The sequence below is a fragment of the Agrobacterium tumefaciens genome (genome assembly GCF_013337285.1).
GTDB classification, from domain to species: Bacteria; Pseudomonadota; Alphaproteobacteria; order Rhizobiales; family Rhizobiaceae; genus Agrobacterium; species Agrobacterium burrii.
This window is the reverse complement of the sequence record NZ_SUPW01000001.1, coordinates 609,413-621,095: the sequence shown is the minus strand read 5'-3', so window position 1 is coordinate 621,095 and position 11,683 is coordinate 609,413. Positions and strand designations below refer to the sequence as shown.

At 59.0% G+C, this 11,683-nt stretch carries 10 protein-coding genes; 3 read left to right on the top strand and 7 right to left on the bottom strand.

Annotation, left to right across the window (positions count from 1 at the left end):
- Window positions 1-295 precede the first annotated feature (295 nt).
- From mltG to gmk, 3 genes are all read left to right on the top strand, one after another.
- Window positions 296-1,516, top strand: coding sequence for an endolytic transglycosylase MltG (gene mltG, locus FCH38_RS02985; RefSeq protein WP_149897942.1), 1,221 nt, complete (start codon window positions 296-298; stop codon window positions 1,514-1,516).
- A 65-nt stretch (window positions 1,517-1,581) separates the two neighbouring features.
- Entirely contained in the window at window positions 1,582-2,469 is an 888-nt protein-coding gene (locus FCH38_RS02980) for a YicC/YloC family endoribonuclease (RefSeq protein ID WP_153513504.1), read from the top strand.
- A 4-nt stretch (window positions 2,470-2,473) separates the two neighbouring features.
- Entirely contained in the window at window positions 2,474-3,136 is a 663-nt protein-coding gene (gene gmk, locus FCH38_RS02975; RefSeq protein ID WP_153513505.1) for a guanylate kinase, read from the top strand.
- Window positions 3,137-3,149: 13 nt separating this feature from the next.
- Here gmk and FCH38_RS02970 read toward each other — a convergent pair whose 3' ends face one another.
- From FCH38_RS02970 to lptF, 7 genes are all read right to left on the bottom strand, one after another.
- The gene (locus FCH38_RS02970) at window positions 3,150-3,761 is read right to left on the bottom strand and encodes a dienelactone hydrolase family protein (protein ID WP_174372781.1); all 612 of its coding nucleotides are present in this window, start codon (window positions 3,759-3,761) and stop codon (window positions 3,150-3,152) included.
- 73 nt (window positions 3,762-3,834) lie between these two features.
- Window positions 3,835-4,665 (bottom strand): 16S rRNA (adenine(1518)-N(6)/adenine(1519)-N(6))-dimethyltransferase RsmA, encoded by an 831-nt coding sequence (gene rsmA, locus FCH38_RS02965; RefSeq protein ID WP_153513506.1) that lies wholly within the window; start codon window positions 4,663-4,665, stop codon window positions 3,835-3,837.
- On the bottom strand, window positions 4,665-5,687 hold the full coding sequence (gene pdxA / locus FCH38_RS02960; RefSeq protein WP_174372780.1) for a 4-hydroxythreonine-4-phosphate dehydrogenase PdxA: 1,023 nt from the start codon (window positions 5,685-5,687) through the stop codon (window positions 4,665-4,667). The genes rsmA and pdxA overlap by 1 nt, the downstream gene beginning before the upstream one ends.
- Window positions 5,688-5,713: 26 nt before the next feature.
- On the bottom strand, window positions 5,714-6,661 hold the full coding sequence (locus FCH38_RS02955) for a peptidylprolyl isomerase (protein WP_149897936.1): 948 nt from the start codon (window positions 6,659-6,661) through the stop codon (window positions 5,714-5,716).
- Between the two features lie 299 nt (window positions 6,662-6,960).
- Window positions 6,961-9,342: an LPS assembly protein LptD gene (locus tag FCH38_RS02950; RefSeq protein ID WP_174372779.1), complete on the bottom strand. Its 2,382-nt coding sequence runs from the start codon at window positions 9,340-9,342 to the stop codon at window positions 6,961-6,963.
- Window positions 9,342-10,430 (bottom strand): LPS export ABC transporter permease LptG, encoded by a 1,089-nt coding sequence (lptG, locus tag FCH38_RS02945; protein WP_046798818.1) that lies wholly within the window; start codon window positions 10,428-10,430, stop codon window positions 9,342-9,344. The genes FCH38_RS02950 and lptG overlap by 1 nt, the downstream gene beginning before the upstream one ends.
- A complete protein-coding gene (gene lptF, locus FCH38_RS02940) occupies window positions 10,427-11,596 on the bottom strand; it encodes an LPS export ABC transporter permease LptF (protein WP_153513508.1) in 1,170 nt (389 codons plus the stop codon). The genes lptG and lptF overlap by 4 nt, the downstream gene beginning before the upstream one ends.
- Window positions 11,597-11,683: the final 87 nt, after the last annotated feature.

The following is an 11,683-nucleotide window of genomic DNA, read 5'->3' as shown; positions in this document are numbered from 1 at the left end:
CTCTTTCCTTTGAAGAACGCATCGCGCGTCAGCGAAAGCCATTTCGATTTTCGCGCCGATATTGTAGTCGTTTACGGGAGACGGTTTACCGGTTTCGGGAGGATTATCTCGGTGTGGGCGATTTCACGCCGCAGAAGGTTGTTCCTGACCGGCTTTGCCGGAAAAGACGATTCGTGAAGGACGCAAAGACAACTTCACGATCTCTCTATGTGGTGCAGGAAGATATTCCGAACCTGTTTTTGCCGCATTACCTGCGCAAAAAGCGCTGACAACGCCGAACTGAAAAGGACCGACGGTGAGCGACACGAACCAGAACAGCCAGGGACCATACGGACGAGACGGTGGAAGCGAGGGCAATCGCGGCCCGATCATTCCGAAATCTCCGACCGAGGCGCTGCGCCCGGAAAAGGTGCCGGCTCCGCCCAAGCGCTCGCGCAAGGCCCATGGCCAGCTGGTGATCTTCCTGAATTTTCTGATGACGCTTGCGGTTGCCGTCTGCGTACTGGCCATTGCCGCTTTCTATTACATGATCAACGCGTTCCAGGAGCCAGGCCCGCTTGAGACGAACACGCATTTCACGGTGCGCAACGGCGCTGGCATCATCGAAATCGCCAATAATCTCGAGCGTAACGACGTTGTTTCGAATGCCCGTATTTTCCGCCTGATGACAGGTAGCTACCTGCAGAAGGACCAGACGCTGAAAGCCGGTGAATACGAGATCAAGGCCGGCGCATCGATGAAGGACATCTTGACGCTGCTGGAATCCGGCAAGTCGATCCTTTATTCCGTGTCGCTGCCGGAAGGCCTGACCGTCAAGCAGATGTTTGCGCGCCTTGCCGCAGACGAGGTGCTGGATGGCGAGCTGCCCTCCGCCCTGCCTGACGAGGGCAGTCTTCGCCCGGATACCTATCGCTTCACCCGCGGCACCAAGCGCGAAGAGATCATCAACCAGATGAGCGCGGCGCAGGACAAGCTGATCGACATGATCTGGGAGCGGCGCGACCCCGACCTGCCGATCAAGACCGTCGAGGAATTCGTGACGCTCGCCTCGATCGTCGAAAAGGAAACCGGCAAGGATGACGAGCGCGCCCATGTCGCCTCCGTCTTCTATAACCGGCTGAAGAAAGGCATGCGGCTGCAATCCGACCCGACGATCATCTACGGTCTGTTCGGCGGTGACGGCAAACCTTCCGACAGGCCGATCTACCAGTCGGACCTGCAGAAGCAGACGCCGTTCAATACCTATGTCATCAAGGGCCTGCCGCCGTCGCCCATCGCCAATCCGGGCCGGGCCGCACTTGAGGCGGTCGCCAATCCCTGGCGCACGGATGACATTTATTTCGTTGCCGATGGCACGGGCGGTCACGTTTTTGCCAAGACGCTGGACGAGCACAACGCCAATGTCCGCCGCTGGCGCAAGATCGAGGCGGAAAAGGCGGCAGCCGGCGGCAGTCCCGATGTTGCCGTCGACGGCCAGCCAGGTGGCGCAGAGGCGGAAAAACCGGCCAATAACTGATAATTCTTACCGGGTCTTGTTAGCGCAAGGCCCGGTTTCGTACGGCATGACGGGGGCTTCCAGATATGACATTGCAATCGATGACCGGCTTTGCGCGCAGCGAAGGAACATCCGGCCGTTACCGCTGGGCGTGGGAGTTGCGCTCGGTCAACGGCAAGGGGCTTGATGTGCGGCTGCGGCTGCCGACCGGGCTTGAAGCGCTGGAAACGGCGCTGCGGGAAATCGCCGGCGAGCATCTTGCCCGCGGCAATATTCAGGCAGGTCTGTCGCTGTCGATTGCGGAAAACCGGCTGGAGGCCGTCATCAACCGTGATGCTCTCGCCGCTGTTCTGGCGCTCAAGAAAGAACTTGGCGATGTCGTCGAAGACAAGCCGCTGAGTTTCGATACACTGCTGTCGTTGCGCGGGCTGGTCGATTTTCGCGAGGCGGAAGATGACGCTGAGGCGCAGGCCGCACGCAACGCCGATGTGCTTGCCGGTTTTGCTGCGGCCGTCGAGAAGCTGAAGGACATGCGCGAGCGGGAAGGAGCATCGCTATTTGCCATCCTGTCCGGCCAGATCGACAGGATCGAGACGCTGGTGGCGCTCATCGAAAACGATCCTTCCCGCCAGCCGGAACAGATCGCCGCAAGGCTTGCCCAGCAGATCGCCCTGATCGGCGAGGGCATGCACGGGCTGGATCGTGACCGTCTTCACGCCGAGGCGGCGCTGATCGCCACCAAGGCGGATCTGCGCGAAGAGCTCGACCGGCTGCGCGCCCATGTGCAGGCTTCGCGCGAGCTTTTGGCAAATGGCGGGCCTGTCGGCCGCAAGCTCGATTTTCTTGCACAGGAATTTAACCGCGAGTCGAATACAATCTGTTCCAAATCGAACGCCAGTGCGGTAACCGCAGCAGGCATAGAGCTGAAAGTGGTTATCGACCAGTTCCGCGAGCAGGTCCAAAATCTGGAGTAGACCCATGGCCCCGGTGAATGATTCTCCCGTTACGATTGCCCGCAGAGGGCTGATGCTGGTGATTTCTTCGCCATCCGGCGCGGGTAAATCGACGATTGCCCGCAACCTGCTCGAGAAGGACAAGAATATCAGCCTTTCCGTCAGCGTCACGACGCGTCCGCGCCGCCAGAGCGAGATAGAGGGCATCCACTATCACTTCATCTCCAAGCGCGATTTCGAGCGCCTGCGCGACAACGAGGAACTGCTGGAATGGGCTGAGGTCCACGGCAATTTTTACGGCACGCCGCGTGATCCGGTGGAAATAGCGATGGCTGCCGGTCGCGACATGCTGTTCGACATCGACTGGCAGGGCGCCGAGCAGTTGCAGGACAAGATGAAGGCCGACGTCGTCTCGATCTTCATCCTGCCGCCGACCATGACCGAACTGCAATCGCGCCTGCACCGCCGGGCGGAAGACACAGAAGAGGTGATAAAGACCCGGCTCGTTAATTCCCGCGCCGAGATCGAGCACTGGCGCGACTATGATTACGTCATCCTCAACGACGATCTGCAGGCCGCCTTCGAGGCCGTCGAAGCCATCGTCAAAGCCGAACGCGTCCGCCGCGACCGTCGCCATGGTATGTTTGACTTTGTGCGGGCGCTGCTTGAGGAAGAACCGCAGCTCTGATTTATGCTGCGGGTCAGCGCGCCAGCCATTGACGGGACAGTCGCTCGTCCATCGCATCCTCTGCCCATCCATGGCCCGCGTCGATCGTCTCCAGAACAACCTCCGCACCGGCTGAAGCCAGTTGCTCGGCCAGATGCGGAGCATCGGAGGGGTGACGCCGGTCGTCACGGGTGCCCGCAAGCAGAAGTATGGGATATCCTGCGAGGTTTGGAAGAGACTGTTCATTCCTCGGAGATAGGGGGCGAAGCAGGATAGCGCCCTTTGACTGATGGCGGTCCTGACATATCGTTTCAGCCGCGATGATCGCACCGTTCGAATATCCGACGAGAATGGGTCTTTGCCCCGTCTGCTGAAACACGAAGGTGACAAACCGGCATAATCTGACAGCTTGATGTTTCAGATCGCCGATATCGAGCTGTCTGTCAGGCTTTCTGCGAAAAAACGCGAAGCCATTTTCCCAGGGTACAGCCCCTCTCGGCGCATATAAGACGCCATTGGGAAAGGTGGCGCGGCCAAAAGAGATAAGGTCTTCTTCCGTTCGTCCCGATCCATGCAGCAAGACAACCGCGCAGTCGGGCGTTTCGGCGGGAATGTCGAGCTTATAGTGAAAACCGGCATTCTCCACGCGCTTGTTCCTCTATTCGCCGGGCCAACGGACCTATGTCCCACCGTCCAGAACAGTGCATCACAGAGCGTATTTACAGGCAATTCGCCAATGTCACGAATTCCTCCACCGACAGCGTTTCCGCCCGCCGTGTGGGGTCAATGCCCGCTTTTTCCAGCAGCGTTTCGCCGCCAAGGCTCTTGACGCTCTGGCGCAGCATCTTGCGCCGCTGACCGAAGGCAGCTTCGGTCACTTTTTCAAGCTTGGCGACATCGCAGGGCAGCGGCTTGTCCTTGGGCAGCAGGTGCACGACGGTGGACGTCACCTTCGGCGGCGGGCTGAAGGCCTGCGGTGGCACGTCGAAGGCCATTTCCGATACCGTGCGCCAGCCGGCGAGAACGCCGAGGCGGCCGTAATGATTGTCGCCTTCCTCAGCCACAATACGCTGGCCGACTTCCTTCTGGAACATCAGCGTCATCGAGAGCCAGAAAGGCGGCCACGCTTTTGGCAGAAGCCAGTTGACCAGCAATTGTGTGCCGACATTGTAAGGCAGGTTAGCGATGATGCGCACCGGTTCACCGGCGGGGATCATGGCCTCGAAATCGGTCTTGAGGGCATCGCCCTCAATTACTTCGAGACGCCCGGGATAATGCGCTTCGATTTCCGCCAGCGCCGGCAGACAACGGCTGTCGCGTTCGACGGCGATGACCTTTTTGGCACCGAGCGAAAGAATGGCGCGGGTGAGGCCGCCGGGGCCTGGGCCGACCTCGATCACCGTCACGCCTTCAAGCGGCCCCGCTGTCCGGGCGATCTTCTGGGTGAGGTTGAGATCGAACAGGAAGTTTTGCCCAAGTGATTTCTTCGCATCGAGCCCATGGCGCTGAATGACATCGCGCAGCGGCGGCAGTCCATCTATGGTGGCCATTATGCGTCAACCCGGCTGCGGGCGGAAATTTCCGCCGCCATTTTCAGCGCGGCCACAAGGCTTGCCTCATTGGCGATGCCCTGGCCGGCAATGCCAAAAGCGGTGCCATGGTCCGGCGAGGTGCGGATGAAGGGCAGGCCGAGTGTGACATTGACCGAATCGTCAAAGCCGAGCGCCTTGGCCGGAATAAGTGCCTGATCGTGATACATGCACACAGCGACATCATAACGCCTGCGGGCGGCATCGTGGAACATGGTGTCGGCGGGCAGGGGACCGAAAGCATCGATCCCGTCTTTGCGCAGCCGCATGGTCGCTGGATGAACCACGTCGCGGTCCTCGGTGCCAAGCGCGCCGTCCTCACCCGCATGCGGGTTAAGCCCGGCAACCGCCAGACGCGGTGCCTCTATACCGAATTTCTGCCGCAGATCGGCATCGATAATGCGGCATGTCTCGACGATCAGTTCTTCGGTCAGTGCAGCTGGCACGTCTTTGACGGGGATATGGATCGTCACCGGCACGACGCGGACCTTGGGGCCGGCAATCATCATCACCGGCATCACCTGCTCACCCTTAAGGCGCAAAGCCAGATCGGCCAGAAATTCCGTATGACCGGGAAATCCGAACCCCGCTTCGTAAAGCACGGATTTCGCAATCGGATTGGTAACGACGGCTGCAGCCTTGCCCTCAACGGTCAGGGAAACGGCGGTTTCTATCGCCTTGATCGTCGCATGGGCAGCGCCGACATGCGGCTGGCCCGCCTGAACCTCGAACCCGACGGGAAGAGGCAGGATCGGGAAAGCGCGGTCGAAAACGCTGACAGCATCCGCCACATCGCATGTCTCGATATTGACCGGCATGCCGATCAACGCCGCACGGCTGGCCACCACATCGGGATCGCCGATGAAGATGAACGGCGGCAGACCGTTCTCCCGGCGTCTGGCCCAGGCGGCGATGGCGATATCGGGGCCGATACCGGCTGGATCTCCCTGTGTCAGGGCAAGCGGCAGGGATGCATGTGTCACGGAAAGACCCGGCTTTCGTATCAGTATCAGGTGTTGACGATCTGCGCCTTCTTGCGCAGCTCATCCATATATTTCTTTTCGTTCGGGTTTTCGCCGTCCTTGGCCTTCATCAGGTCTTCGGACTTGAACACCATCTCCGCCGCATAGTCGTCGGAAACCTGACGCTGCTTGCAGATGGCCAGATATTCGACACCCTTTTCGGTCACGCGGGTGCCGGTGGTGCCGCCTTCCTTGGTTTTTTCCACCAAAGCCTTCCAGTCTTCCGGAAGTTCAGGCGCGAGAATGCGGCCAAGATCCTTGATCGCCACGTCGCGCATGGTTGCTGCGAAGGTCATGGCCTGGTCGCAGCCGGGATAACGCTTGCGCGAGGCTTCAGCCTCGGACTTGCGCTTGCCGGTAATGGAATTGCGTTTGGATTCCGGGATGACGAAAATGACCTGCTGGAGGAAATATTCCGTCGTGACCGGCTTGTCGCCGCGTTCCTTCAGGCGGGTGACGAGATCCTGGTTCGACATCTTGCCACGCGCACCGTAACGGGCGTTGACGAGGCGCGGCCAGCTCATCTGCACGGCGATGAAGGCTTTGAAATGGTCAGCGCCGACGCCCGCCTGTGCGAGCACCTTCGACAATTGATCCGGTTTCATCTTGTTGTTGCCGGCAAAACGCGCAAAAGCGGCATCGACCTCATCGGTGCTGACCGACATTTTCACACGGCCGATTTCCTCGCGTTTCAGCGCCTCATCGACCAGCTGCTCGCGCGCCTTTTCGTTTAGATTGCCGGACTGGCGCTGCAGCTTCAGGAAGGCGACGCGTTTGGCGATATCGTCATTGGTGATGGGTGTCTTGTTGACGACGATCTTGACCGTGGCGTCGGCGAAAGCCTGGCCGGTATAGGGCACGGCGGCCATGGGAACGGCAAATATCGCAAAGGCGAAAGCAGCGCCACGCAAAGCCGTCTTTCCGAAATTCATCATGTCCTTCTCCCTTTCGTCGGGCAGGGGCCTGTCTCCCTGTCCCGCCAGTCTGTTCTGCCTGACGGTGGAAATTTCGCATTCCCCGGCCTGTCAGACCTGCATTTGCGCGTCCGCGCCGCGATTTTGCCACGTATATATCATCGCGATCCGCAGGACGGCAATGTCTCGGTTTGTTGAAAGAAAACCCGATAGGGGTTTATACCCGGCCGACACTGGCGTGTTGTTGCGGCGAAACCGTGACTTTTACTGGCCGAACGGCAAAAAGGCGGGTCACGATGCTGCGTGACCCGCCTTTAAACTCAGTAATTATTCGGCTTCCAGCCGATATCCATATCGGCCCAGTCCTGGTTGGCGGAACCAATGCTGACATCACCGAGCGTGCGGAACGCCAGACGGGCGTTGATCGACCAGTCATTGGCGGCCTGCCGAGTGGAATTGATGTTGCCCTCGTTGGAATAGCTGACTGTCAAGATCGTGCATTCGTCCTGGTAGGCAATGCCGACGCGGCGCTCGGCGGCAAATTTTCCGTTCAGATCATAATTGATCGAGCCGAACAGCGACCAGTTGTCGTCCATACGCAGCATGCCGGAAGCCTGAACGATGTCGCGGTCTCCGGTATAACCGTATTTTGGCTGCGCCTTGAGTTGGGTATAGCTGACCTTGCCGGTGATGCGGCGGTCAGAATAGCTGAGGCCGGTCTCAGACCGGTTGATGTCGAAATCGTCCTTGTCGAGACGCAGGCTAGACGACAGCGAAAGGCCGATCGGCGCATCGAAGGCAGCCATGGCGACGTAATCCGACCGGTCGGACTCCAGACCTGAGTCAGCACCGACATTAGCCAGATCATAGGATGCGAAGGAGTTCTCGCCCGCCAGATGGAAAGACTGGCCGACAACGGCGCGAACGCCGTAGCCGTTGTCGAAGGTGCCGTTATAACGGAAGCCGAGATTGGCACGGGTGCCGCCTTCGATCCGGTCGAAACCGGAAAACTTGTCGCGTTCGAACAGATTGGTCGCGTCGAATACGAATGCCTGCGCATCTTCGTTGGGGAGACGGCCGGAATATTGTTCGTTCGGACGCACAAAAATCTGCGCGATCGGTTCGATCACGTGGCTGCTGTTGAGCGCCGTGAAGAGCCACGGATAACGCACTTCCAGACCGCCGGTGACCATACCGCGAAACGCCACGTCGTCATGCATCATGCCTTCGTAGGCGTAGGACGTACCGCCCGATGTAAAGCTTGAGGGCGACATGTCCGTCCACAGCGCATCGCCGCGCGCGGCCAGAATTGGCGTGATCTGCAGGCCGCTATCCATCGTGAAGGTGCGCTTCCACTCGGCCTCGGTGGAGAGACGGGTATAGTCGCCCTTGAGCCCGTTGAAACGCGAGTAGCCTCCAAGCGCGTAAGCGTCCTGTTCCAGGCGGGTGATACTGGTCAAATTAGTGGTCAGCGACAGTTCGCCGCCATAGATCGGATCCGGCACGAAATAACGATAGTCAACGACTGGATGGACGATGGCCTGCCGACGTTCCTCGGCTTCATTATTGTCCGTGTCCTGAACGTTGAAATAATAGCCGCGTGCATCGAAACTGTTCCGCGCGCTCTCACCGCTCAGGTAAATCTGATTGGTCTGAACGCTACCCTTGTAACCTGCGAGATTATAGGTGCGTGAAAAGTTATTATCGGTCTGCACCATGGCATCCCAGCCGAAGGCCCAGCGGGGATTGATTGTGAAATCACCCTTGCTGGCGATCATGCCGCGATTGTCGTTGAGCGCGTCGCTGGTTCCGGCTGTGAAAGTATCGGACTTCTGCTGGCTGATGCCGGCGATCGTCATCGTGTGCATGCCGGTTTCGAAACGCTGGCGCAGTTCAGCCTGCAGAAGCAGACCCTGCGTCGTATAATAGGTCGGCGTAACCGTCACATCCGCTGTGTCGGAGAGAACCTGGAAATAGGGTACGCCGATGCCGAAACCGAGATTGTCGGTAATGCTCATCTGCGGGAACAGGAAGCCGGACTTCCGCTTCACCGTATTGTCGGGAACCGTCAGGAACGGCACATAGGCGACCGAGTAGCCGAAAAGCTGCAGGCGGGCTTTTTCCAGCCGGATCGTATGGGTCTTGCCGTCCTGGACGACGCGCTCGGCCTTGACCTGCCAGAGCGGCGCCTTTTCAGGCTTTGCGGCGCAGGGCAGACAGGCGGTGTAGACGCCGTTGTTAAGGACCATCAGGTCGCCTTCGAGGCGTTCGGCACTTTCACCCGCGATGCGGGTATTATCAGGGGTCTCGACGCGCAGTGCGTTGACGAAGCCCTGACCGAAATCGTCGGTAACGTCCATTTCGTCGGCATAGATTTTGTTGCCGCCGGGCTCGATCAGCTCGATATTGCCATGCGCGATCACGCGGCCGCTCTGCTGATTATATTCAACTTGCTGGGCCACCATGCGGTAGCCCGAATATTTCATGCGAACCACGCCCTTCGCGATGACGCGCTGGGAGTCGCGATTATAGGTCAGTTCATTTGCTGTAAGCAGGAGTTTCGAATCGTCTTGGCTTGCAGACGCAAGCATCCCGCCCTGGCCAAAAGCGACCGGGCTTGATGCCAAATACGCGCACACAGCGGCACCCGTCAGAAGGGCCGTCCAAAGCCGCCTGATATTCCCGCGGTCATATACCGCCACTAGCCGTCCTCCTGATGAAGCAGAATGGTTGCCCCCAAAGCCAACGCCACGACGACTGGAACCCAGACCGCGACGGTGGGAGGGACAACACCACCACTCCCGAATGCCCTTACGAGCACGGTTACTACATAAAGCACGAAGCCGGAAACGATTCCACCCAGAATCACGGAGCGCGATTGGGCGAAGCGGCTGAACTTTAATGAAACGGTCGCGGCGATCAAGGTCATCGCAACCAGAAGCAGGGGCGTCGATAGCAGGAAATGATACTGCGTCTCAAGCGCTTTTGAAGACAGTCCAAAAGACTTTGCAACTTCGATCTTGTGAGAAAGATCAAAGAAAGCAACGGTTTCCGTCTGAGTCATACGTTCTTGCACGAATTCCCGTCTCAGATTGGTACTGATCCGCGTGCTCTCTTGCCGAACTGGCACATGTCCGGCGCGCGTTTCCGTCACGCCGTTAAGAAGCCAGTAACCATCTTCCAACTTTGCCGACTTGGCATCCTGCCGCGAGACGATGTTTCCGTCCTTGTCGAGGTGGATCAGAACCACGTCGAGCAGCATCGTTCCGTTGTCCTCGAAGCTCTTGGCGCCGATGATCGTGTCCTGGCCGCCGCTCGCCTGACGCATCCATGGAATGATCTGCTGCTGGCGCCCTCCATTGGCTTCGTTGCGCCATCCCGCTTCCATAGCCAGCGACCGGTTCTGGCCCCATGCGGCGATGGGGTTCAAAACGACGACGGACAGAATGCCGAGAAGGACGGATCCGAGGACGAAGGGAAGGATGAATTGCCAGGCGGAAACACCTGCTGCGCGCGTGACGACCAGTTCGTAACGTCGATTGAGCGAAATCAGTGTCGTCATGCCCACGAAAAGGGCGATGAAGGGAACGGTCTGCTGCAGGATCAGCGGCAGGCGAAGTGCTGTCAGGCCAAGTGCGCCCGGAACGGAATAGCCCGGCACGCTGGACATGCGCCGCGCCGTCTCGCTGAAATCCGCGAGATAGATGATCGACGATACGCCAAGCACGAACCACACGGCCGTCATTAGATATCGTTTGAGGAAATACCGGGCGAGGGTGTTGAAAATCATGCGTTGCCGCTCCCCGAATTGCGTGCCAGCCGGCTGGAGAACAGACGGCGCATCCGGCTCGCCGCATCCGCGATAATCTTCGGCATCTTCGGTTTGCGACCGGTCACCAGAATGAAGGCGGCCGCAGCGCCGCTGAGACCCGGCACGGCATAGACCAGCGGAATGAAGGCCGCGCTCTGCTTGACCTGATTGGTGACGTAAAAACCGAGCCAGCGCAGCATGAAGGCCGTCACCAGCGCGGCGACCATCGGGTGCATGCGCGCCTCGCGATGCGAACGGGCATCGGCGGCGATGACCAGCGAGATCAGCGCGAAGGCAAAGGCAAACATCCAGTCCGACAGGCGCTTGTGCAGCTCGCTGCGGAAGTTTTCCGGCGACCGCTTGTAGCTCGCATTGTTTTCATCTGGCGACAGAAGGAAGCCGAGGCTGGCATCGCCCGGAGACAGCGAGGGTTCGGAATCCTGCTTTTCCGACATGGTCGAAAGGTCGAAGGCATAGGACAGGAACTTGACGATCGACACTTTGCCATCTGGCGTCTTCTGCTGCACTTCGCCGTCGCGCATGGTCAGCGACGTGCCGCTTTCATCGATCATGCCTTCCTTGGCATAATAGATGAGATCGAAATTCGGATCGCGCCGGTCGGCGACGAAAAGGCCCTTGAGGATGCGGCCCTGTCTTTGGGCGATCTGCACATAGAGACCATCCTGAATGGTACGGAAGGTCTTTTCTTCGATCACCGAGGACAGGAGGTCGGCATAGGCCGCGGCCACCATCTGCCGGGCGGAGTTACGCGCCGGCGGCTCGATGAAATTGGTGATGGTGAAGGAAAGCGCGCTGAGAACAGCGGCCAGAATGAGAACCGGGCGAAACATCACCGAACGCGGCGATCCGGCCGCATCGATGATCGCAAGCTCGGAGTCATTGTTCATCGCCGTGAATGTCTGGGTGATGCCGATGACGAGGGCGAAAGGCAAAACAACGGGGATCAGCGTCGGCAGGATCAGGGTCGCGAGCGCCATGAAGGAGCCCATCGACTGACCGGTGTCGGTGACGAGATTGATTCTCTGGAGAACCTGGATGGTCCAGATGATGGCGAGCACCGGCAACAGCGCGACCAGAAACATCTGCGTTGTCCGCCGCAGGATATAGTTCTCGAGAAGCTTCATATGGCCCTGTTCGACATTGTTTTCCCGTGCGATTGCCCGCCGGATTTCCGCTTATCTAATCGCATCGTTTGCAATTGGCTATTCCGG

Excerpts from the sequence above, each read along its gene's own strand:
- FCH38_RS02980 (WP_153513504.1), top strand. The coding sequence starts at position 1,582 with ATGACATTGCAATCGATGACCGGCTTTGCGCGCAGCGAAGGAACATCC.
- gmk (WP_153513505.1), top strand. The coding sequence starts at position 2,474 with ATGGCCCCGGTGAATGATTCTCCCGTTACGATTGCCCGCAGAGGGCTG.
- rsmA (WP_153513506.1), bottom strand. The coding sequence starts at position 4,665 with ATGGCCACCATAGATGGACTGCCGCCGCTGCGCGATGTCATTCAGCGC.
- FCH38_RS02955 (WP_149897936.1), bottom strand. The coding sequence starts at position 6,661 with ATGATGAATTTCGGAAAGACGGCTTTGCGTGGCGCTGCTTTCGCCTTT.
- lptG (WP_046798818.1), bottom strand. The coding sequence starts at position 10,430 with ATGATTTTCAACACCCTCGCCCGGTATTTCCTCAAACGATATCTAATG.
- lptF (WP_153513508.1), bottom strand. The coding sequence starts at position 11,596 with ATGAAGCTTCTCGAGAACTATATCCTGCGGCGGACAACGCAGATGTTT.